Annotated in this window: 17 protein-coding genes and 1 tRNA gene; 13 read left to right on the forward strand and 5 right to left on the reverse strand. The window is 48.9% G+C overall.

The window, feature by feature from the left end; all coding sequences use genetic code 11:
* The first annotated feature begins 1 nt into the window (after position 1).
* From dtd to B7990_RS09645, 6 genes are all read left to right on the forward strand, one after another.
* A complete protein-coding gene (gene dtd, locus B7990_RS09620; protein ID WP_088640756.1) occupies positions 2-439 on the forward strand; it encodes a D-aminoacyl-tRNA deacylase in 438 nt (145 codons plus the stop codon).
* A gap of 79 nt (positions 440-518) precedes the next feature.
* Positions 519-1346 carry a hypothetical protein gene (locus tag B7990_RS09625; protein ID WP_088640757.1) on the forward strand — a complete coding sequence of 276 codons (828 nt, stop codon included), beginning with the start codon at positions 519-521 and terminating at the stop codon, positions 1344-1346.
* A 161-nt stretch (positions 1347-1507) separates the two neighbouring features.
* Positions 1508-2365: an archaetidylserine decarboxylase gene (gene asd, locus B7990_RS09630; RefSeq protein WP_088640758.1), complete on the forward strand. Its 858-nt coding sequence runs from the start codon at positions 1508-1510 to the stop codon at positions 2363-2365.
* A gap of 114 nt (positions 2366-2479) precedes the next feature.
* Positions 2480-3196 (forward strand): hypothetical protein, encoded by a 717-nt coding sequence (locus tag B7990_RS09635; protein WP_254917444.1) that lies wholly within the window; start codon positions 2480-2482, stop codon positions 3194-3196.
* A 21-nt stretch (positions 3197-3217) separates the two neighbouring features.
* Complete coding sequence (locus B7990_RS09640; protein ID WP_254917446.1) at positions 3218-4075, forward strand: hypothetical protein; 858 nt, start codon at positions 3218-3220, stop codon at positions 4073-4075.
* A gap of 159 nt (positions 4076-4234) precedes the next feature.
* Entirely contained in the window at positions 4235-4573 is a 339-nt protein-coding gene (locus B7990_RS09645) for a GerW family sporulation protein (RefSeq protein ID WP_088640761.1), read from the forward strand.
* A gap of 707 nt (positions 4574-5280) precedes the next feature.
* Here the strand turns inward: B7990_RS09645 and serC are convergent.
* On the reverse strand, positions 5281-6387 hold the full coding sequence (gene serC / locus B7990_RS09650) for a 3-phosphoserine/phosphohydroxythreonine transaminase (protein WP_088640762.1): 1107 nt from the start codon (positions 6385-6387) through the stop codon (positions 5281-5283).
* Between the two features lie 163 nt (positions 6388-6550).
* The gene (locus B7990_RS09655) at positions 6551-7075 is read right to left on the reverse strand and encodes a hypothetical protein (RefSeq protein ID WP_254917447.1); all 525 of its coding nucleotides are present in this window, start codon (positions 7073-7075) and stop codon (positions 6551-6553) included.
* A 328-nt stretch (positions 7076-7403) separates the two neighbouring features.
* On the opposite strand from B7990_RS09655, the gene B7990_RS09660 reads away from it, so the two are divergent.
* On the forward strand, positions 7404-11609 hold the full coding sequence (locus B7990_RS09660; RefSeq protein WP_254917448.1) for a hypothetical protein: 4206 nt from the start codon (positions 7404-7406) through the stop codon (positions 11607-11609).
* An 18-nt stretch (positions 11610-11627) separates the two neighbouring features.
* Positions 11628-13961 (forward strand): OmpA family protein, encoded by a 2334-nt coding sequence (locus B7990_RS09670; RefSeq protein WP_254917449.1) that lies wholly within the window; start codon positions 11628-11630, stop codon positions 13959-13961.
* A 407-nt stretch (positions 13962-14368) separates the two neighbouring features.
* Here B7990_RS09670 and metF read toward each other — a convergent pair whose 3' ends face one another.
* Positions 14369-15259, reverse strand: a complete 891-nt coding sequence (metF, locus tag B7990_RS09675) for a methylenetetrahydrofolate reductase [NAD(P)H] (RefSeq protein ID WP_088640765.1) — start codon at positions 15257-15259, stop codon at positions 14369-14371.
* A gap of 220 nt (positions 15260-15479) precedes the next feature.
* Between metF and B7990_RS09680 the strand changes: the two genes are divergently transcribed.
* Positions 15480-15553 (forward strand) — tRNA-Arg (locus B7990_RS09680).
* A gap of 308 nt (positions 15554-15861) precedes the next feature.
* On the opposite strand, the gene B7990_RS09685 is transcribed toward B7990_RS09680, so the two are convergent.
* Both B7990_RS09685 and fliB read right to left on the reverse strand, forming a co-directional pair.
* On the reverse strand, positions 15862-16410 hold the full coding sequence (locus tag B7990_RS09685; RefSeq protein WP_254917450.1) for a TlpA disulfide reductase family protein: 549 nt from the start codon (positions 16408-16410) through the stop codon (positions 15862-15864).
* A 139-nt stretch (positions 16411-16549) separates the two neighbouring features.
* Positions 16550-17602, reverse strand: coding sequence for a flagellin lysine-N-methylase (fliB, locus tag B7990_RS09690; protein WP_088640767.1), 1053 nt, complete (start codon positions 17600-17602; stop codon positions 16550-16552).
* Positions 17603-18001: 399 nt separating this feature from the next.
* Here fliB and B7990_RS09695 point away from each other — a divergent pair, with 399 nt between their 5' ends.
* The 4 genes from B7990_RS09695 to B7990_RS09710 are packed head-to-tail and all read left to right on the forward strand — an operon-like array spanning position 18002 to position 21671.
* Positions 18002-18475 (forward strand): division/cell wall cluster transcriptional repressor MraZ, encoded by a 474-nt coding sequence (locus B7990_RS09695; RefSeq protein ID WP_088640768.1) that lies wholly within the window; start codon positions 18002-18004, stop codon positions 18473-18475.
* Complete coding sequence (gene rsmH, locus B7990_RS09700) at positions 18465-19478, forward strand: 16S rRNA (cytosine(1402)-N(4))-methyltransferase RsmH (protein ID WP_088640769.1); 1014 nt, start codon at positions 18465-18467, stop codon at positions 19476-19478. The genes B7990_RS09695 and rsmH overlap by 11 nt, the downstream gene beginning before the upstream one ends.
* Entirely contained in the window at positions 19475-19792 is a 318-nt protein-coding gene (locus tag B7990_RS09705) for a hypothetical protein (protein ID WP_088640770.1), read from the forward strand. Before rsmH ends, B7990_RS09705 begins: the two co-directional genes overlap by 4 nt.
* Positions 19785-21671, forward strand: a complete 1887-nt coding sequence (locus tag B7990_RS09710) for a penicillin-binding protein (protein ID WP_088640771.1) — start codon at positions 19785-19787, stop codon at positions 21669-21671. The genes B7990_RS09705 and B7990_RS09710 overlap by 8 nt, the downstream gene beginning before the upstream one ends.
* The last annotated feature ends 10 nt before the right edge of the window (positions 21672-21681 follow it).

The following is a 21681-nucleotide window of genomic DNA, read 5'->3' on the forward strand; positions in this document are numbered from 1 at the left end:
AATGAAATTTTTAATACAGCGAGTCACTAAGGCTCAAGTTGATATTGAAGGTCAAACCGTCGGTAAAATTGATAACAAGGGGTTCCTTGTACTGATTGGCGTAGGCGAGGGCGATACCCGCGAAATCGCTGACCGCTTCATCAAGAAAATGCTTGCGCTCCGCATTTTTGCCGACGAAAACGGAAAGACGAACCTCTCCATCAAGGATGTCGGCGGTTCGCTTTTGCTCGTATCCCAATTTACGTTGTATGCCAATTGCAATAAGGGCAATCGTCCGACGTTCAATGGAGCTGGTAACCCGACACTCGCCAATGAGCTTTATGAGTACATCATTGAACAGTGCAAAAAAGAAGTTGCCAATGTCGAAACCGGAAAATTCGGTGCCGATATGCAAGTGAGCCTCGTCAACGACGGCCCATTTACTATAATGCTAGAATAAAGCCTTCTACGTCATTCTGACGCCGAAGGCGGAAGAATCCAGTTAAGTCTTGTTCTGCAAAATGTTTTGGAGCTTTTTTATGAAATTTTTTCATTTTATCTTATTGTGCGCCTCAACGCTTTTCATCGCTTGTGCGGGGTCGCGCGATAGCGCTCCCGAAGGCGGCGACATGGCGGACGCTCCGTGCACTGAATGTGGCACGCAAGGCGATATCGTGCTGAAAATCACGGACGAAAAGTTCTACCGCGAATGGAACCAGGTCGCGTTTAGCCGTATTGATTCGAATGCAGTTGTGGGCGTTTTCCCATCGCTCAAGGTGACGGCGACCCGCCCTGAAGATTGCAAAATGTGCCACAGCTTTAGCGCCGATGCTCTAGACTTTGACCTTGCCCGTGTCGAAGATTCTTTGTTCGCAAAAGCATTCCCGAAAATGCAACGAGACTTGATGATTGTCGGCATGTGTGTGCCTGATGCGGATTCCGCTTACGTCGATTCTTTGTCTGCAAAGATCCTTGCCGAAAAATTCGTGGAAGGCAAGCGCTTGGATGACGTGACACCGTGGGAAGAGCGCGATGGCGTGGAACAGACGATTGCGCGCCAGTTGCCGTTTAAACTTAAAGAATTGCTGAATGGCATTGCTAGCCGTTATGAACTGCGCTATTTGACGATTCCGCTTGTGCTGAATGTGGAAATGGATCCGGATTTAGGCAAGAAGGGTGGATTCACATGGCAAATTGTGTGGAGCATGTGGGATGCCCGCTACGGTGAACTTGTCGCTCTCACTTACTCCAAATTCACCGCTGCAACGACAACCCGCGTGGCGCCCGAGAAGGAATGGGCAACGCCATTTGCCGCGAGACTCTGGAAACTGCTCAACACCGACGTCGCGCATTTCGAAAACCACTGATTTAGAACACTTCAAGCCCCTTTTTAAAATTAGATTAAAAAGTCACTGGATCCTTCGACTACACCCTAAAGGGTTTCGCTCAGGATGACGCGGCTTTCATCCTGTTGTACTGCTGCCTACTGTCTACATCCTACTTCCTACTAATTACTATTATTGCAATCATGAACACTCCTTTCTACGTTTTTATGAAGCTTTTGCCGAAGAATGCCGCAAGCCGCATTTTCGGTGCCTTTACGCGTTTGCGCATCCCGTTCCTGAGCAAAATCGCTCGCAACGCCTTTGCTAGCTATTACAAGCTCGACATGTCCGAAGCGGAATACCCGCTCAGCCATTACAAGAACATCGGTGAACTTTTTATCCGCAAGCTCAAGCCGGGTATGCGCCCGGTTGCCGACGGTGCCGAAATCGTAAGCCCGGTCGATGGAGTGCTTTCGCAGACGGGAACGTTCGATGACGATGACCAGAACTTGATCCAGGCGAAGGGCAAGACTTACACGCTCAAGAGCCTTTTGCGTAATGAGGAAATGGCCGAACGTTTCAAGGGCGGCGCCTTTGCGACGATTTACCTGGCTCCGTTCAACTACCACCGCATCCACAGCCCCGTCAAGGGCGACCTCGTGCTTTCGAGCTATTGCCCGGGTACGCTTTGGCCGGTCAACGCAGGCAGTGTCGAACGTGTCGAAGGTCTTTTCTGCATCAATGAACGCTTGACGAGTGTGTTACGCTTGGCAGACGGTTCCGAAGTGCTTGTGGTCAAGGTGGGTGCTACAAACGTTGGTCGAATCGGCGTTGTGTATAATGAATCCATCTTGACGAACGCCGGCAAACTTCCACGTGACGATAAACGCGTGGACTGGATTCCCAATCAGGTGTATTCGTTTGACCGTGGTGATGAACTTGGCCGCTTTGAAATGGGCAGCACCGTGATTCTCGTGGTCGACAAGAAAATTCGCGAACGCCATCCGGACTTGTTCAAGTCTCGTCTTGGACAGGCGGTGAAGGTGGGCGAGGCTCTCTAGTTGGTCTCGGTAAAGCGTTTTATTCACGATGAACCAGCGCTATTCAAGGCTTCGAAAGCTTTTGTAGCGCTTCTTTTCAAGTGCGCTGATCCCGTAGTTTATGTTGCTCAAAAAATGCCCACGGCAAATGAACAGATTGCGTGGACATTGCTTGGTACGGTCTTGTTTCAAGATCGTTCTTACCCCGATATTTTGCGGCTCCTCGTGAAACTGCACGAGCGTTTCCCGGGCGATAAACTCTGGTCTTTGCCGGTGCCGAAAGGGAGCGAAATAGAAGAGGTCGTCGAGCAGACGTTCAATAGCCGCAACTGGACCGCCTTTGAACATGTCTCTGGGATTTTTTGGAGTGTTGGGCTTTTTGTCCGGCATCATCCAGATTTGACCGCTTGGGTTCGTGAACATACTCCCGAAGAAATGTGGCAAGACTTGGGCGAAATCTATTTCATGGGTCGCGCAAATCCGCGCCCTAAAGCGTGTGCCGCGATTTACCGCTTGCTTGCTCCGCAGCCTCTTGGCCTTGGGCTTGCATGCCGCGACAATTCCAGAATGCCTCCGCTGCCGCTTACGATGGGTGCCCGTCGTTTTTTGGCGATGCTCGGACCTGCAAAGGAATCTAGCTTTGCGGAACTTGAACCTGCTCAAAAACAGAAACTTGCAAATGAATATTTTGCAGCACTTGCCCCGGAGAACCCGTATTTCGCGGCGCATTCCCTCCAGTTCTTTTTGGAGAACGGGTCGGAAGGCTTCATTTGCCGCGAGCTGACATCGCATTGTTCGAAGTGTCCTCTTTATGAGTACTGTAATTACGCTGAAGTCCGTAAACGTGATTGATGTATGCTAAATTTTAAGAGTATGAATCGTTTCTTTTCGGTGTTGCCTAAGTTTGTTTGCGCTTGTGCTTGTGCGACTGCGTTTGTGCTGTGCGCCTGCGAACCGAAAGAAGAAGAAACTGTCGATTATACGGAACTGTGCTACAACGACAGGTGGCCGATGGATGATATCCGTATCGACGAGAATCCGAACGATGATATAAAAGCTCTTATGAGGCGCATCGATTTACGTTATCCGATGGGGATGACGGGCGACACGCTGGATGTGACGATTCTGGAATTCAAGAGCGACGTGTATGCGCTTGATTATTACATGAACAGTGGGCGGTTCCAGGGGATTGTCCCGATTTTGCGTGGTTCGTTCCTGGAACAGAGCATCCGTTCTGCGGCACGAATCTTCATTTTCAAGCATGATAGCTTCCGTCGCTATGAACGCAGCGATCTTGAAAATTACGTGCGGCAATTCCCGAACGCACGTCATGGCGGGTTCCCGCAAGAGTTCCTTAGTCTCCCGTTCGAACATCGAGAGCCGGGACATACGTCCATCCAGACGAAGTATTTTATTGGCGTAAAGGCGTACTTCCCGGTGCTTGCGCAAAGCTATCGCGACTCCGATTTGCAGTGGAACGTTGCCCGCAGCTGGGATCTGGTGGATGAAAATGATTTTATCGCTTGGGGGCGTCAGCTGAACATTGTTCACCCGAAAGGCATTTACCGTGAAACGTCTACGCTTTACTTTAATGCTGGCGATGGCGTGAACGGAATGGCGACAAGACTCCCGGGTGGGCGTGTCGTGGCCGTTTGGGGCTATCTCGACTGGGCCGATCTGGAACGCAAGTTCTTTACCGCCAGCGACCGTATCTACAGCGCTAGGTATTAGGGCTATGGGCTCGGGCTTTGCCCTCTCGGCTCGCTTCGCTTTGAGGTTGTCGGGCTTTAGCTGAACAATGTGTATTAAACATTAAATCCCATACCCCAAAGCACCGAAGGTGCGTCCCCATACCTCATAGCTTGCAGTTCCTTTTACTATATTCAAGATATGGCTATTGAAAAACTTGCTGAAACTCTTTTAGAAAAGCTCCGCTTCATCACGAAGGCGGAAACTGTCATCGGTGAACCCATCCAGGCGGGTGAAACGACGGTCGTGCCTGTAAGCCGAGTCTCTGTTGGTTTTGGATTTGGCGGGCACCAGAACAAAGGGGACACGTCTGCGTCTGGCGGTGGTGCTTCGGTCGAACCGGTCGCGTTTCTTGTCATCAAGGGGGATGACGTGCGCATCATGCCTATCACCAAGGACAGCTCGCTTGCGTCAAAGGTGATGGAAATTATTCCTGATATTACGAATAAATTTACGTCCAAGAAAAACGCGGACAATTAAATTTCTTGTAGCGGCGCCTTTGTTGGCGCTTTTTTCTTTTTAAAAACGATTTTCTAGAAAACGCCAAAATTTACGTGAAGTAATAATGGATTTTATTGCTGTTCACGTAATTTTTGGTCTTTCGTTTTTTAGCCATATTTATCAAAATGGTTGAAATTTGAACTTTTTTGGTCTTTTTGTCGTTGCACGATGTGTTCTTAATAACCAGAAAATTTTTGAGAACATTTTGAAATGTTCTCAAACTTAAAATTTTGCTAAATAATATTAAAAAACGCTTTTTCCTATTGACACGTGCTGTTTAATAGAGTATCTTTTGTAACGTAAAAAACGAGAACATGAAAGCCTTTGGGTATGTATGGGTTGCTTTTTTGAGAACAAAAAGAAGGCTTTCCCATAACTCGATAGTTTTACAAGACCGTGTTTGGTTGTTGGGTCTTGTAAAGCGTCCGGCACGGGGATATACGTGCCACGACATCCTCCTCCAAGGCGCCGTAATGGCGTACTCCTAACACAAAAAATAGGACCTCCCCATACCCCATGGGGAGGTTCTTCTTTTTCATGTCTTGTCATCCTCGGAGCGAAGCGAAGGGGATCCATTATTTTTCATCCCTTACGTTTGACGGGGCATCTCCCTTAAGCGAAAAAGCCCCGGCCATAGGCCGAGACTTTCTCAAATGCGTTTCACCGTGCGGGGCGCGGCGCAGTTCTTAACCGAGAACCTTCTTTTCGAAGTCGCCGAGGCAGTCAACGAGAGCCTGCACGCCTTCGACCGGCATTGCGTTGTAGATAGAAGCGCGGAAGCCGCCGACAGAACGGTGACCCTTGAGCTGCTGGAGGCCACGAGCCTTAGCGAATTCAAGGAATTCCTTGGCGAGATCGTCAGCCTTGTCAGCTGCAACGACGTCCTTGTTGAACACGAACGGAACGTTCATGATGGAACGGTCTTCCTTAGCAGCTGTACCGACGAACACCTTGGAGTTATCGAGTGCGCTGTAAAGGAGAGCAGCCTTGGAGCGGTTCACCTTTTCGATAGCGTCCACGCCACCGAAATCCTTGAGCCACTTGAGGGTGCGGTTCATCACGTACACGGCAAAGACCGGAGGAGTGTTGAACATGTTGGCAGCGTCGATGTGGGTCTGGAAGTTGAGCATGGTCGGGATGGTGCGGTTCACCTTGCCGAGGAGGCCCTTCTTGATGATCGTGACAGTCACGCCAGCGCAGCTGATGTTCTTCTGAGCGCCGCCATAGACGACACCGAAGTCAGACACGTTGATCTTGCGAGCGAGGAAGTCGGAGCTCACGTCAGCCATGAGGAAGCCAGACTTCGGCTTCGGGAAGTTGTGCCATTCCGTACCGTAGATCGTGTTGTTGGCGGTCACGTGGAGGTAAGTAGCGTTGTCGCTGAGCTTCAAGTTCTTGTCGATGCGGCTGTAAGTTTCGGACTTAGTGTCGCAAGCGGCGAGTGCGTTACCGAACTGCTTAGCTTCCTTGTAAGCCTTGTTTGCCCAAACGCCGGTCAAAGCGTAGTCGGCCGTAGCGTCCTGGTTGAGGAAGTTCATCGGGAGCATGCAGAACAAAAGTGAGCAACCACCACCGAGGAACACGATGTCGTAATCTTCCGGGATGCCCATCAATTCACGGAGGTACTGTTCCGTCTGGGCGAACATATTTTCAATCGGCTTTGAACGGTGACTCATGGAGAGGATACTGATGCCGCTGTTTTCGAAGTCGATGCATGCAGCAGATGCTTCCTTGAGTGCCTGTTCCGGCAAGACCGACGGTCCTGCGCTAAAGTTATAGACTTTATTTGCCATTGTTGTGTTCCTTTTTAGGGGTTGGTGCCTGTTAGGGCTAAAAAAATTACGGTGTAAAATTAGTAAATAGGTGGTGGAGTGGCAATAGAATATATTGCTCCAAAAATGGAGAAACCCGCCATAAATGGCGGGCTATTCCTAATTCCGAATTCCTAAATTCGAATTATACTCCGAGAGCCTGGATGGCGGCCTTGTACTTCTTGAGACGGAACTTCGTCTTGAGTTCGCGGCGTTCCTGGCGGTGGATGTACTTGTCGTCCATGAGCACGTTCAGAATGGCGCTCTTCGCCTTTGCGGCTGTCGGATTGTCCTTGAGCGTTTCAACAAAGCGGACGAAGTCCTTTTCGCGGGCATCGTAGGTGGCGTCTTCGGCCGGAACGCCCTTTTCCATGAGATGGCAGCTGTACTCGTCAATCCAGGCCTGGTTCTTGTGGTACGTCATCTTCTGGATGAGGTCAACCATGTCGGCTGGAACGCCCATCTGAATCATGTCGTCCGGAGTTTTTTGGGTTGCTGATGTAATGGAATCCTGCAAAATAGCGAGAACTTGGACATCTTCGGATTCGCCCTTGTTTTTGAGGTAGTCGGCGACGTTCTGGAGGAAGTCGATGTATGGGCCGCCAGCCTTGTCTTGCTGGCCTTTGTGTACGGATTCTGCAATTTTGTAGGCGTCTTGATAAGAAAGCATTATTAACCTTTTTTTAAAAACTTCGAGCATCGTTGATGCCCATGCCTTGAATATACATAAAGCATAGCTAAAAAAAACGCTCTTTTTTATCAAGAGAATCGAAAAAGCATCATTTTTTACGCCAAAAAGGGGGGCAAATCAAAAATTTTAGTCCTAAATGTCTGTTTTTTAGGTTGAAAAATCTGTTTTTGGCCTGTATGGGTGTTTCCATAGCCCAAATGGGCTATAAAAATAGTCTTTACGGATGGGTAAAAAAAAATTAGATTTCGCGCCGTTTTAAATGAAATTAAAAAGTTCATAATAAAATAAGAAAAACGTGAGAAACACAATGAAGAAAAACACCTTGAAAATTGCTTTAGCGGCATCTGCAATGACTTTGTTCTTTGCTGGTTGCGGTGATGACCTGCTTTATTCACAGGATGGTAATCAGTTTACAACGGTAACTGCGTTAAATCCTGATGATTGTAGTGATTCGACCGAAGGCTCCATGGCTTTTGTGAAGTCGAAAGCAACAATGTATGTGTGTTCCGAAGGCGAATGGATCGCTATGAATGACCACGAAGCGATCCAGTACCGTTGCGAATCCAAGGAACTCAAGGACAAGTCCGGCATTGCCATTATATGCGATGGCTCTGACACGATCGGCGTTGTGTACAATGGTAAGGATGGTAAAGACGGCACCAACGGCAAGAACGGCACTAATGGCTCCAATGGCACCAACGGTGATAATGGTGACAATGGTAAAGATGCCGATATGGACAAGATCCAGAAGGACATCGATGCCAAGCTGAGCAGTGCTTCTGCTCAGATCCAGAAGGACATCGACTCCAAGATGAGCAGTGCGTCCGCTAAGAACCAGAAAGATGTCGATGACGCAATTAAGGGCTTGAGTAGCGCCTCTGCCAAGAATGAAAAGGATATTAACGACAAGCTGAGCAGCGCTTCTGCCAAGAACGAAAAGGACCTCAACGACAAGTTAAGCAGCGCCTCCCGCGAAATTGACGAAAAGTTCAACGATGCTTACAGCAGCTTGAGTGCAGAACTAGAAGACAAGTCTTGCGCCATCGTCGATACGGTTCGTGACAACGAAAAGGCTATTATCACCGTGACAATCCGTTGCGGCGAAGCCGAAACCAAGATGGAAATCCCGTTCACGCCCGTGAACGAGAATCTCGCCAAGGTGTACAAGAAGCATGTTGTCGTGCGTTTCCCGGTGCAGGCCAATAAGGAAACAAAAACCAACGACATCTACGAAGAAATCTGGAAGAACCTCAAGGGTGGCGATAATGCAGAACTTACCGTGACGGACCTTGACGAAAAGTTCGCCCCGAGCGGCAAGGTGTTTATGCAGGACTTGTTCGCCTCTGCCAATAAATCCTTTGTGACAATCGAAGAAACTAACGAAAAGGCGGTGGAATACAAGGTTGCACGCCTCGAAGGGGATCTCGACATCACGAACCTTACGACCCCGGTTGTGAAGCTCCGCGTTAAGCTGAACTTGAGTAACAACGCTTTCGGCGCCTTTGGCGGATTTGGCTCGAACGCAACGGATGTCATTTACAACGCCTATGCAGACTTGTCCGATGCGTCCGATACGGTTGTCATCGACTTCTTGACCGACTACAAGGCCGCCCGCGTAAAGAAATTGGTTGACGATGGTAACGGTTTTGATGTTGCAAACGAGCTGGCAAACAAGGACCTTGCCCACGCCCTATATTTGGAAAACAGCGAAGAATATCCGTCTTTCGAACATTATGCCCCCGATCAGATTGGCCTGGCCGAAAACTTCAACAGCATCGTGTGGGTAATGGCCCTCATTGACCAAAAGGACAAGACTCCGGGTTTTAACTCGGTCTATAACGCTTTCCGCAATGTCTTTGCCGAAAACGGCAACTTTAACACCGCCGTCAATACGACTTACGCAGGCAAGGAACACAGCATGTTCTTTGTTGATTACCTCGCTTTGCTTATCGACGCGAACTTCTTCAAGTGGAACCAAATGCAGCATGACGACTATACTGCTGAAACGAATGTCTGGAGTGGTACGGATGCCGTCTATTACAAGATTTTGCAGAATGGATTTGTGGAAGCCTATAAGCTTAAAGTCGAAGACGCAAAGGTTTTCAATGATCCGTCTGGCTATAGCAGCAAGGTGTATAAGTCTGATGTCGAAGGGGGATATTTCCGTTACTTTGAATATATCGAAAACGAACAAGTTTGGTATCCTATAACACTTTGGGCTGTAGGTGTTGCAACGGTGGAACAAGTTTGCGATGCTGACGCAGTTAATTCGACCTTCTTCTATAGCTTTGAAGGTCTTGATGACAATGCCGTTTGTGTATGCGACAATGGAAAATGCTACTGGCAAGATACTGAAAATGTATGCTTGGGCCGTAATAAAGGAGATAAGGGATCGGCGTTCTTTGACGGGGAAATTCAAGAGTATGAGTGCGAATGTGATCTATCAGCTTCTTCTACTTGCGATGCTCTTGTGCCTGGTATTCCGAACTCTTCGAACTCTGTTGCATCCTCTTCTAGCGCTGCAAGTGGCATGACTCCAGAAGAACTTGCAAATGATCCGTCTTCTAAGCTTTACCTCGGTGAATGCAGCGCTACCGTAAACGAAGGCAAAGAAAAGCTGTTCGACTACAAAAATGCGGAACTTGCCACGGCAACGAGCAAAACAACCTTTGTATGCGATGGCTCCAAATGGAGACAGAAAGATTATCATGATGAGAAATATGGAATATGTTCAAAAACTACGATGGAAAAGGGCGAAGTCAAGGAAGAAAATGGTTCCGAACATTATAAGTGCGATTACCTTGATAAACAGGAAAAATACGAATGGATCGCTACTGATTGGCAAGACGTGTATAATGAAAAGGCTTGCCATTATGGCTATGTCAATAAAAAAATGGTTACTGGATCCGGTTATGAATATGTTTGTGAAGAAAATTCTGAATATACAGACAACTGGGGTAACCATAGCCATGAATGGCGTGAAACGACAGTTGATGAATATTGCGTGGGTGATCGCGTCAAGGCTACAGTGCAGAAGCTTGAAGACGAAGACCTCGGCGAATCAACCTTCAACGAAAAGTGTAGCTACCACGGTTCTACCTATGCGAGAAACAATACTGCTAGCGGGGCCAAGAAATGGGTGTACTACGGTAATTTTACCAACGAAAGCACAAGAAACAGCGCCCTCTTGCTCTTGAATGGTTATAAGGATAATATAATTTACACTTGTAACGATTGGGTCAACATCTACTGTGAGCCTGATTCTGTAGAAACCGTGCAGAGTAAAATTGCCTCGAATATGCCAGAAGTCGAAAAACAGAAATGGATTAATGTCCTTTGCAACTATGGCGATTACAAGCGTGCTAGTGGCTACGCCGACGGCATCGCCTTTGAAGTCAACGTAACGTTAAAGAATGGCGAAAATCCGAAGACGTTTGTCGCTAGTGCCAAGAGAGATGATTGGCACGAACCTACCTTTGAGGAGATCTATGGCAAGTGCGATGAAGATAAGATGAAAAATCAAACCAAAGTAGCTGTTTACGGAGGGGAAAAATACAAGTGTAACTACATTTCTGGAGGTCCTTCCAGCGGATACTACTCTTGGGTTAAAGCAAGCGATTTGGATGAAAACGCAACGCTTGGAATTTGCACGAGAAATCGAAAAAAAGATGCCGCTGTAGTCGGTGACGCATACTATGAATGTCTTAGTAATGGTAACGCAGAAGGAATCCCCGCAAGTTCTTCCTCCACAGATTGGCTAGTAATTGATGAAAATGAGTACCTTAACGCCAAGTTTGGTTATTGCGATACCGATAGAGGTGATACTAAAAACATTGCAGACATTAAGAGCGAAACCCTCAAGGATGGTGAAAGCCACAGTTTCAAGTGCTCTATAGCTAAAGACGTCGTAAATGACTATGGTAAGTGGGTTGACGCCTCCACAGACATTGCTCTCGACAAGATTTGCAACAGAGATAAAGAAGATACAACTGTTACCAAAGAAAGCGTAATCTATGTCTGTGTGTACAAGGATGAATCATCCATGTATCAGTGGATTACTTCTGATGAGTACTGCGAAACTCATGGTGAAAATTTGATATATGGTGGGTATCATAACAATCCGCATAGTTCTTCTAGTATGTCTCACTGTGGTGAATATATTGAATGTCAAACGGAAACCGACAGGAAAATCTGCCATGTCGGTACCGAGTCTTTCGTCAAATTGGATAGCGAGTGGCAATCTGTGGCAGTATATTGCGATAGACATTCTACAGGTTCCGCCTGTGAATTTGTCAATCATGTAGGTGAAGATATAACTGAGTCTACTCTTAGGTATTACGAACAAACGGAATACTACGTAAAGACAAATCAAGTTTATAAGAAAGCAGAAACTGTGGAAGAATATTGCGAAGCGTTTAATCCGGAACATAATGAGACCTGCATATTTAATTTTGCAGTTTACATTTATTGCGAAGTTTTAAGTAAATGGGCTGGGTGGTGCCCGACCCGCTGATAGAAATTGTACTAGAATATGAAAAAACTTACCCTTATACTTGCTCTTGCGCAGGCGGCGGTCTTTGCTCAGACCGGCCTCCTGGGGGGTAAAACTGGCCTCCACCAGCAAGATGCGAATACGCTTGGATTTTTCCACTTCCGTTTAGGGACGGGCGGTACAATTGCGATCGATAACTGGGGCTACACCCGTGGCGCCTTGTTTACGGACCAACATGGTCGTACCCAGAAACTCGACGTGTGGGACGCCCGTATGGAAAAGGGCCGCATTGACGGCGCTTTGGCCGGTAACTTCAACTTTGCGTTTGGCCTCCGTGATGACTTGGATATCGGCGTGAGCCTCCCGATTTACTACGACCACGCGAAGGATTACTCTGGCGAAGCTATCCGCGCTCACATGGGCAAGGGTGGTCTCGGCGACTTGCAGTTCTATGCCAAGTACCGCACACCGCACTGGTTTGGCCCGGATTACATGACAACTGCCGCTGTTGTGGATTTGACGGTCCCGACTGGCTGGAGGGGCGTGGGTATCCGTCCGCGTCACGCCTGGTTCCTCGATAACGAAGGCGGCCCGACGTATGCCTATACGGCGAACAGCGTGATGCTTGGTCTCACGGGTGTTGTCTCTGTCGATTACACCAAGAAGAATGTTCCGCTCGTCTGGAATTCTTCTCTTGGACTCATGATTGGCTTTGGCGATGCTTCGAATACGCTCGTGTATAGCACTGGCGTGAACTGGCTCGTGAACGATTATTTCCAGCCGTTCCTCGAATTCAGTGGCGAAATGCGCTTTGGAAACGATGCGTATCCGTTCAGTCCGATCACCGACCCGATGGTGCTTACGCCGGGTATCAATGTGAAGATTCCGTTCCTCAACATTGACTTTGCCGCAGGTATCGATATCGGTATCGGAAACCTCGTAGATGGCTATGATCGCAAAGACGCGATGGACAACTGCAAGGATTTCCAGATCAAGTACAAGGGTGAAACGGGTTACAGGGCTAGTTACTGCTATGTGGCCCAGCCGCTTATTGCTGGTATCGCCAAGCTCACCTGGACGTTTGGCTTTGACGGCGATGACGACAACGATGGTGTAAAGAACCGCAAGGACAAGTGCCCGGATACGTTCCCGCCGATCGTCGTGGACGAAGACGGCTGCGGCATCGATACGGACGAAGACAAGGTCTTTGACGGCCTCGACAAGTGCCCGGATACGCCGAAGGGTGTGCCTGTGGATAGCGTCGGCTGCCCGTTCGATACGGACGAAGACGGTGTCGTGGACTACAAGGATATGTGCCCGGATACGCCGAAGGGTGTGCCTGTAGATAGCGTCGGCTGCCCGTTCGATACGGACGAAGACGGGGTGCTGGATTACAAGGACCAGTGCCCGAATACGCCGAAGGGTGTCAAGGTGGATTCTGTCGGTTGCCCGCTCGACACGGACAAGGACGGAGTGTTCGATGGGCCGGACAAGTGCCCGGACACGCCGGAAGGTGTCGCCGTGGATGCTGACGGTTGCCCGCTTGATACCGATAAGGATGGTGTGCCGGATTACCGTGACAAGTGCCCGAATACGCTCCCGGGAATCAAGGTGAACAAGCGTGGTTGCCCGCTGCGCCGCAAGGAAGACCTGGATTACCTCAAGAAGGGCATCCAGTTCGAATTCGACTCGGCAAAGCTCTTGAAGTCCAGTTACCCGACTTTGGACGACATTATCGCGCTTTTGGAAAAGATTCCGGAAGTGAAGCTTGAAGTCCAGGGCCATACGGACATCGTGGGTACCGAAGATTACAACCAGAAGCTTTCTGAAGACCGCGCCCACTCCGTGACGGACTACTTCGAGTCGAAGGGCATTGCTGGCGAACGCCTCCGTGCGATCGGCTTTGGTACTCGTGTGCCGGTTGCTGATAACGTAACGGACGAAGGCCGTGCCAAGAACCGCCGCGTGGAACTTATCCCGTTCAGTTACTACACCGAAGGCGATAGCACTGTGGCTGCTCCGTCAGATTCGCTTTTGAATGATAGCACTGCCGTGCCGCCTCCGACGAAGTCTGAGGTGAAGCCGGAAACCAAGCCCGAAGTGAAGGTGAGGCTCAAGGCTGACCCGGCAAAGAAGGTGAGGTCTGCATCGAAGGCCGGTTCCAAGCGCAAAAAGGAAATTGAGGCGAAAGCCGCGAAGGCCGTCGAAGAGCTGAAAGCCGAAGTGAAAACGAAGGTTGAAGAAATCAAGGCTAAGGTCGCTCCGGCTGCTGAAAAGCCTGCTGAAACTCCCGCCGAGAAGCCCGTCGCTGCCGAACCTGCAAAGGCAAGTGCGCCGGCCCCGGCTGCCGCTGAGACTGCGCCGACTCCGTAAGGCGATGTTATGCCCGGCTTGACCGGGCATCTCCCTCTAGAAAATGTGAAAAGACCTGGCCGTGAGCCAGGTCTTTTTCGTGTTAAGAAGTGAAAAATTCAAAAAAACTTGTTTTTTACGTCATTTTTAGCCTCTTTTGATTCTTTTTGACGTAAAATTTTAATGTTGTCTGCAATAAAAAGGGCCTTTTTTAGCTTTTTGTGAGCGAAAATCTGCAAAAATGCTGCTTTGGGGATACAAAAACAGGGCTAAAAGCGAATTTTTAGCCCTGTTTAATGCAAAATTTGATACTTTGTCTAAAAATTTACGTCAAAAACTCAGTTCTAGTTGCTTTTTTTACGTAAAAAAGCCCGAAAATCAAAAATTTGCTTTGAAAGTGCAGGTTTGGGCGCTTTCAATACAAATTCTTACCCTGCAAAGTTCTTGCCGAGGATGGCAGAGACGTTCTTGAGGATTCCTTCGGCGACGTCCGGCTTGTTCATGGAATAGACGTGGACGTTCGTGATGCCGTTGGCGTAGAGGTCGATGATCTGGTCGGTGGCGTAGATGATGCCGGCCTGCTTCATGGCGTCCGGATCGCTACCGAACTTGTCCACGAGCGATTTGAAGCGCTGCGGCATGAACGAACCCGAAAGCTTGATGGCGCGTTCGACCTGGTTTGCGTTCGTGATGGGCATGATGCCGGGGAGCACCGGGCAGTTCACGCCTGCGTCGCGGAGCTTGTAAAGGAAGCTGAAGAAAAGGTTGTTGTCGAAGACCATCTGTGTGGTGAGGAAGTCTGCGCCTGCTTCGACCTTTTCCTTGAGGTGCTTGATATCATCGGCCTGGTTCGCGCTTTCCGGGTGCTTTTCGGGGTAGCATGCGGCGCCAATGCAAAAATCGGCATCAGCGGCTTTGAGTTCGCGGATAAGCTCGACGGCGTGGTGGTAGTCGCAGTCGCCACGACCGTTTGCAATGAGTTCTGGCGTGAGGTCGCCACGGAGGGCCATCACGTTCTTGATGCCGGCAGCCTTCATGTCTTCGATGCGCTGGTGGATGGTTTCCTTAGTGCTCGAAATGCAAGTGAGGTGCGCAAGCATCGGAATGTTGAAATTGTACTTGAGGTTTTTCGCAATCTCGAGCGTGTACTGGCTCACGCCGCCGCCTGCGCCGTATGTGACGCTCATGAATGCGGGGTTAAGCTTTGCAATCGCTTCGGTAGCTGCTTTAACGTTTTCAAAACTCGTTTCTTTCTTTGGCGGGAACACCTCGAAGGAGAGGCTCATCTTGTCTTGCTTCAGGATGTCGATAATCTTCATTGTATCTCCGTGCAACGGTCGGCTTTGTGCTATTGTTTTGCGGGGCAATGCCTAGTGTTGCGCTTTTGGTTTATGCAAATATTTAAATTCATGCATAAATGTAAATAAAATTCCCGACAATGGCAATGGGAATAGCGTAAAATTTTTGGAGAGATTGGCTGAGCTTGTTGCGTAAATTGACGAAAAATCAAATTATTTACTATATTGTGTGCTCACAAACGCCGTCGTAGCTCAGTTGGATAGAGCAGTTGCCTTCTAAGCAACGGGTCGTGGGTTCGACTCCCGCCGACGGTATGAAAAAAGCCCCCTTGTGGGGCTTTTTTCATACCGTCTGACGCCACAGGAGAAGCCAAGTTCGACATCTTCGCAGGGCGAGCGTCGCGGGCAAGCTCGCTTGCCCATGACCGAGCCGAAGAAAATGCTACAAAGCACGGAGTGCTTTGTGACTACGGCGTAAGGCGAGAGCAGCGCCTGAGCTTGCTCGAGCTTTGCCGAGCCATAGCAGAGGCTGCAAAGTACGCTGTGCTTTGTGCTTCCCGCCGCCAGCCTAAAAACAACAAACCCCGGCTCTAGTGCCGGGGCTGTCTAAAAATGGAGAACAATTACTTCTTCAAAATGGTGTTCAGTGTTGCGCGCAAGTGGTTCATGTTCGCTTCGTTGAGCGTCTCGTAACGGTAGAACGTGCCGTCTTTTTGCACGAGGTAGACGACCGGGATGTAGCCCGTGCCGTAGGCCGGCCCGAACTTGCTGTCTGTATCCTGGAACACCGGGATGACGGCGTGGTACTGGTCGATGAACAAGCGGATATCGTTCTTCTTGATACCGCCATTCAGGCCGATGGCAATGCCCGTAAGTCCCTTGGATTCATATTCCCTGATAAGGTTCTGGATTTCAGGGAAGTGCTTTTGGCAATGTGGGCACTTCGGGCTGAAATAGTAAATGAGCAATGGGCGGTTGCTGAAGTGGCTGAACAGAATGCCTGGATCGCTGATACCTGAAAGATGCTTGGAAAAGTCCATCTTCATCGGTTTGTTTGTTGTAGAATCCATCATCAATTTGATGTCGGCGACCTGTGGCTCTGGTGCAAGCTGCGCGAAACTCATTGCTGCAGCGAAAGCAATCAAACTGAAAATGCGGATAAGCATATACATACTCCTAAAGTCTTTTTGAGGTTCTACGGACCTCACTTTAAACATGTTGTAAAATACCAAAAAATAGAGACCTGAATTGTGATTTTGCGCAAAAATAGGGAAAAATATTGTAAAAAAACATCATTTTTGCACTTTGCCGCTATTCCTTCAGGATCCTCTTAAAAATATGTGTTGAAAAAGCCGGATTTTCCATGAATTCCTGTTCAAAAATGTCCATAATTTCTTCGGAATATTCGGTTTGCTTGCTGAGCAGCTTGATGGCTGAAATTTTAGCGGACGGTGTGGCGCCGGTGGCGTTTGCAAGTATATTGCCGAATTTTTGGAGCATTATCCAGAAGTATAATGTGAATTTTACTTTGGTAAGATTGTTCCCGTCAAAAAGGCTTTTGCCGTAATATCGGAAAAGTAGATAGGCGATGATCTTTTCGCTTTCGGTTTCTGTGTATAAGCTTGCGCCTGTGTTGCTCCAGCTGCTTTGCTTTACGAGCTTGTATGCGGTGCTCCATGCTGGCCCGAAGCTATCTCCCTTGCCCAAAAGGTCAATCCACGACCGGTGGATGTTGTCTGAAATTCCTTTGTTTGTAATCGAGAAAGCGGGGCTTTCTGCTTCCGGGATGTCGAAGCCGCTAGTTTCTACAGCGTAATCAAGCAGCTCGACGAGACGTTCATTCAGCGGACGGTCGTGATTGGCGAGAATTGCGAATAAATTATTTCTTTCATTGAAAATGACGTCGCGGGCTTCGATCGCGTCTTCGGGAATCTCGTCCGGAATGTCGTCGATTTCGTGCTCGACAAATGCGATGGGCGAGGTGGCTGTTCCTTTGCTTTCGAACAGCAGTCGCGCGGCCTCTTCACAGCAGAGACCGAGCCCCTTTTCCATGATGTCTCCGTAGACTTCGACAAATCGCGGGTGTTCGCGGCAAATGTCACAAAGACTGTCTTCGCCAAGATGACAAATCATGTCGCAGAGTCCGTCCCGTCTTAAAAATGGGCAGCGGTCGCCGGGCAATAATTTGAAATGTCCGTCCACGATGTTTTGGCGAAGGATGTCGCCGATGTCGCCTTTGATGGCGTTGTAGCGTTTTGCGCTTTTTTCGTCGATGTCTATTTCCCAGCCGATGCAGCAGGTGTCGGTGCATTTACCGGCGATGCACTGGAATGAATCGTAAAAATCAGGAACACGGAGAAGCATGTAATAAAGATAGAAAGCATTCCGTCATCCTGACGCTAAAAGCGGAAGGATCCAGTCATTTCTTGTGTTACTTTTACGAGACTTGACTAGACCCTTTCCTTCGGCAAGCTCAGGACAGGCTTGCTATGCTCCTCAGGGTGACGGAGATGCTTTTGATAAACCTGACCATCGCTATGCTCCTCTGGGTGACGATGATGCGTTCTAACAAAAAACTTACGTAAATATTATCTTTGTTCATTTAAAACTTGCTCAAATGAGCAAAAATTTGTGTAAAAATTTTTATAAAAAGTGCGAAAAATATGTTTTTTTTAAGTTCGACCCTGGTTTTCTATTGCCATGGTGGTAGAAAGTGGGTATATTTGTGGTGTGTGATAAGTGTTGTGGTAAAATGTGTCAAATATGAATTTCACTTCTTTCATAGGACAAGCCCAAACGGCGATCGATGGAAAGGGAAGAACCTCCTTCCCTAGGGAATTCCGTCGTCAGCTTTCGGCGTCCGAAGGGAATGAGTTCGTGGTCACCCGTGGCCCGGACCGCACCCTCCGGTTGTTTGTCCTACCTGAGTTTGAGAAATTCATGGCGGACTTGGATGCTAGGTCCGACCGCCGTCAAGCCGATTTAGTTCGGAGAGGCCTCTGCCCCACAGTCGTGGAGATGGATGGCCAGAATCGCATTTTACTCCCCAAGATTTTGCTGGAGTATGCCGGCCTTAAAGACGAAGTTCTTTATGTCCAGGCCAGCGGTAAAACTCTCGAATTATGGAATCCTGAACGTTACAACGAAAAGTATGGCTTACAAACAAATGAAGCTATCGACGCTTTCGATGCCGCGTTCTATGGTGAAGGCTTGACGGAGGGGGATAATGGCAGATAAAGATCTCCGCAAGTCAGTACATGTAAATGAAATTTCCGAAGCCGCGGTCGCTGGAGTTCAAGGGAGAGAATTCTATCACGATCCGGTAATGCTCCAGGAATGCCTTGAAGGTTTGAATATCAAGGCTGACGGAGTGTATGTGGACTGCACCCTTGGCGGTGGCGGCCACTCTTATGCTATAGCCCAAAAGCTGAACGAGGCGGGAACGCTCCATGCTTTTGACCGCGACGATGAAGCGGTCCAGTTTGCAACGAAGCGGCTTGCCGGTGTTCTCCCCAAGTTTATTGTCCATCCGGTTCCGTTTGCTGAACTCGGAAACGAAATTGAACCGAATACTATTGACGGTATCCTTTACGATCTCGGCATCAGCAGCCATCAGGTGGATGACTCTAGCCGTGGTTTTACGTTTGTAGGCGATAATCCGCTTGATTTGCGTATGGACCGTCGCGAAAATGTTTCTGCCCAGGAATGGCTCCGCACGGTAAGCGAAGATGATTTTGCCGCTGCGCTCCGCAAGAATGCCGATATGGACCGTGCATTTAAGCTTGCGACCCGCATCAAGGAAAAAGTGGGAGAAATTGCCACTCAGGGTCGCGATGTGCTTCCGAGCGATATCAAGTCCGTTGTCGAGGCTGTGTTCCCGGACAAGCGCCGTGACGCCAATAGTTTGCTTGCCCGTGTCTTCCAGGCTATCCGCATGGAAGTGAACGGCGAACTCAAGCAGATCGAGGATAGTCTTCGCGCCGCTGTCGATTGCCTCAAGGTGGGCGGTCGCCTCGTGGTGATGAGCTACCATTCCGTGGAAGACCGCTGCGTCAAGGAAACGGCGGCAGAATTTGAAAAAGCGTGCATTTGCCCGGAAAACTTGCCGGTCTGCATGTGCGGTGGCGACCACCAGCGTTTGAAAAAAGTGAATCGTAAGCCGATTTTGCCCTCGGCCGATGAAATCAACAGGAACAGTCGGGCTCGTTCTGCAAAACTTAGGATCTATGAAAGAGTATGATCGATAATGTGCAGAATGAATCCGTTAAATCAGGGAAGCATGGTCTTATGGGTATAGTGCTTCTGTTTGTTCTTGTCGGATCAATGGTCAGTATGATTCCTGTGTACATGCAGAATCGTATCAATCGTCTTTACGGTACGTTCTATGGCCTCAAGGAAAAGGCGAGCTTGCTCAACCGCGAAATTCTTTTGAAGAATTACGAGATCAACAAGCTTTCGTCGATAAATCACCTTTCGAAGTTTGCGGAACGCGCAGGGCTTGGCCTTAACGCCGTTCCGGTTAAAGTCATGATAACAGGGGGGACGAATGAATAAGTTCGGTGCTGATCCTCTGTTTATATTGAAGAGCCTTGTGCTTTGTACGATTGGCGTACTGATTTTGCAGACCTTTGATATTCAGGTTTTGAATCGCAATGTCTATCAGGTGAATACGCGGTCTATGGTAACGCATACGAAGAATTTGTATGCAGAACGTGGCACGATCATGGACCGCAACGGAATTGTTTTTGCCGAAAGCATGCGCGATACGAGCGATAACCTGGGTTACAGTCGCTTGTTCTTGCAGGGTTCGCTTGCCTCGCAGATTGTGGGGAAGGTGGGCTACGATGGCAGCGGCAGCATGGGCATGGAAAAAATTTTCAATGACAGCTTGCGCGGTGACGATGGCATTCGCCTGAGCATCCAGGACGTGAAAAGGCGTGAAGTTCATTCGCGTTCGAAGAATGTTGTTGAAGCAAAGTCTGGCTTGAATCTCGTGTTGACGATTGACCGCAATATGCAGGAAATTGTCGAGAAAGCTTTGAAGGATGGCGTTGCCGAGTTCATGGCGACGAGCGCAAGTGCTGTCGTCGTGGATCCGTACACCGGCGAAATCCTTGCGATGGCAAGCTATCCGACGTTTGACCCGAATTCCAAGAATCAGGGTGTCGATCGCGCTGGTAAAAATGAAATTGTCTCGATGTCGTACGAACCTGGGTCTACGTTCAAGGTGATTACGGCTGCCGCAGCTCTTGAAAATCATGTCGTTAGTCCGAACAAGGTCTTTGCAAATGAAGGCCGCTGCTGGCAATGGAACCCGAGATCCGAAAAGATTTGCGATACTCACGTCTATGGCGATATGGATATGAGTGAAGCTATGGTGCAGTCTTCGAATATCGTGTTTGCGAAGATCGCCTCTGAAGTGGGCGCCGTGCGGATGCAGAAAATGGCTCGCGCTTTTGGTATCGGGGAAAAGGCTTTTGACAATTACATTGGCGAAGAAAACGGAAGACTCTTAACGCCTGCGGAACTGACTCGCGATGATAGAACTTTAAAGACGATGGGCTTTGGCCACGCTGTTTCTGTAACGCCGATCCAGATGGTCATGGCGTATGCCGCTATTGCTAATGGCGGTAAGCTCATGCGCCCGCAGATTGTGAAGGAATGGCGCAATTCTAATGGTGATGTTGTCAAAAAGATTGAACCGATGGAAATCCGCAGGGCTGTTTCTGAAAAGACAGCCGCATCGATTCGCAAGATGCTCAATCGCGTGGTGAATAGCGGTACTGCGAAGAAAGTTGCGTCGCAGAAGCTTAACGATGTGCTGTTTGGCGGCAAAACGGGTACGGCTGAAAAGTACAACCGCGAGACTCGTTCTTACGACCGCAATTCCCAGGTGGCTTCGTTTATTGGTCTTGCTCCGTCCGAAGATACGCGCTATGTGTGCCTGGTGCTTGTGGATGACCCGCAGGGAAAACATGTGGGCGGCCTCACTGCTGGTCCGATTTTCCGCCGCATCATGGAAGGAATTTATTACCATCCGTCGCTCTCCCCGCTGGCTCATAACTTGAAACAGGTGAAACTCGGTTCTCCTTGTGACAGGGATTTTGCCGGGATGACGGCGACGTCGGCTAAGGATTATGCTAAAAAGAACAAGTGTCCGGTTCGTTTCGAAGGCAAGGGTCTCCGCGTGATTTCGGAACGTATGGATGCGGGTCTGGTGAATGGAAAGACGCTTGTGCTTGGCGATGCTGTTGCGCACAGGATGCCCAACTTGCAGGGACTTTCGTTAAAGGATGCTCTCGAAGTGATGGGGAACATCCGCATGAATGTTGAATATACAGGAAAGGGACGCGTTGTAGCCCAGGAGCCGAAGGCCGAAGAAGCTTTGCGGAAGGGCGCTATTTGCAAGCTTACCTTAAAGGAGAAAAGCTGATGATTTCGGA

The organism is Fibrobacter sp. UWB4, from assembly GCF_002210345.1.
Classification (GTDB): domain Bacteria; phylum Fibrobacterota; class Fibrobacteria; order Fibrobacterales; family Fibrobacteraceae; genus Fibrobacter.

What these genes read in the sequence shown, in the direction of transcription:
- dtd (WP_088640756.1), top strand. Translation starts at nt 2, where the DNA reads ATGAAATTTTTAATACAGCGAGTCACTAAGGCTCAAGTTGATATTGAA.
- B7990_RS09625 (WP_088640757.1), top strand. Translation starts at nt 519, where the DNA reads ATGAAATTTTTTCATTTTATCTTATTGTGCGCCTCAACGCTTTTCATC.
- asd (WP_088640758.1), top strand. Translation starts at nt 1,508, where the DNA reads ATGAACACTCCTTTCTACGTTTTTATGAAGCTTTTGCCGAAGAATGCC.
- B7990_RS09635 (WP_254917444.1), top strand. Translation starts at nt 2,480, where the DNA reads ATGCCCACGGCAAATGAACAGATTGCGTGGACATTGCTTGGTACGGTC.
- B7990_RS09640 (WP_254917446.1), top strand. Translation starts at nt 3,218, where the DNA reads ATGAATCGTTTCTTTTCGGTGTTGCCTAAGTTTGTTTGCGCTTGTGCT.
- B7990_RS09645 (WP_088640761.1), top strand. Translation starts at nt 4,235, where the DNA reads ATGGCTATTGAAAAACTTGCTGAAACTCTTTTAGAAAAGCTCCGCTTC.
- serC (WP_088640762.1), bottom strand. Translation starts at nt 6,387, where the DNA reads ATGGCAAATAAAGTCTATAACTTTAGCGCAGGACCGTCGGTCTTGCCG.
- B7990_RS09655 (WP_254917447.1), bottom strand. Translation starts at nt 7,075, where the DNA reads ATGCTTTCTTATCAAGACGCCTACAAAATTGCAGAATCCGTACACAAA.
- B7990_RS09660 (WP_254917448.1), top strand. Translation starts at nt 7,404, where the DNA reads ATGAAGAAAAACACCTTGAAAATTGCTTTAGCGGCATCTGCAATGACT.
- B7990_RS09670 (WP_254917449.1), top strand. Translation starts at nt 11,628, where the DNA reads ATGAAAAAACTTACCCTTATACTTGCTCTTGCGCAGGCGGCGGTCTTT.
- metF (WP_088640765.1), bottom strand. Translation starts at nt 15,259, where the DNA reads ATGAAGATTATCGACATCCTGAAGCAAGACAAGATGAGCCTCTCCTTC.
- B7990_RS09685 (WP_254917450.1), bottom strand. Translation starts at nt 16,410, where the DNA reads ATGTATATGCTTATCCGCATTTTCAGTTTGATTGCTTTCGCTGCAGCA.
- fliB (WP_088640767.1), bottom strand. Translation starts at nt 17,602, where the DNA reads ATGCTTCTCCGTGTTCCTGATTTTTACGATTCATTCCAGTGCATCGCC.
- B7990_RS09695 (WP_088640768.1), top strand. Translation starts at nt 18,002, where the DNA reads ATGAATTTCACTTCTTTCATAGGACAAGCCCAAACGGCGATCGATGGA.
- rsmH (WP_088640769.1), top strand. Translation starts at nt 18,465, where the DNA reads ATGGCAGATAAAGATCTCCGCAAGTCAGTACATGTAAATGAAATTTCC.
- B7990_RS09705 (WP_088640770.1), top strand. Translation starts at nt 19,475, where the DNA reads ATGATCGATAATGTGCAGAATGAATCCGTTAAATCAGGGAAGCATGGT.
- B7990_RS09710 (WP_088640771.1), top strand. Translation starts at nt 19,785, where the DNA reads ATGAATAAGTTCGGTGCTGATCCTCTGTTTATATTGAAGAGCCTTGTG.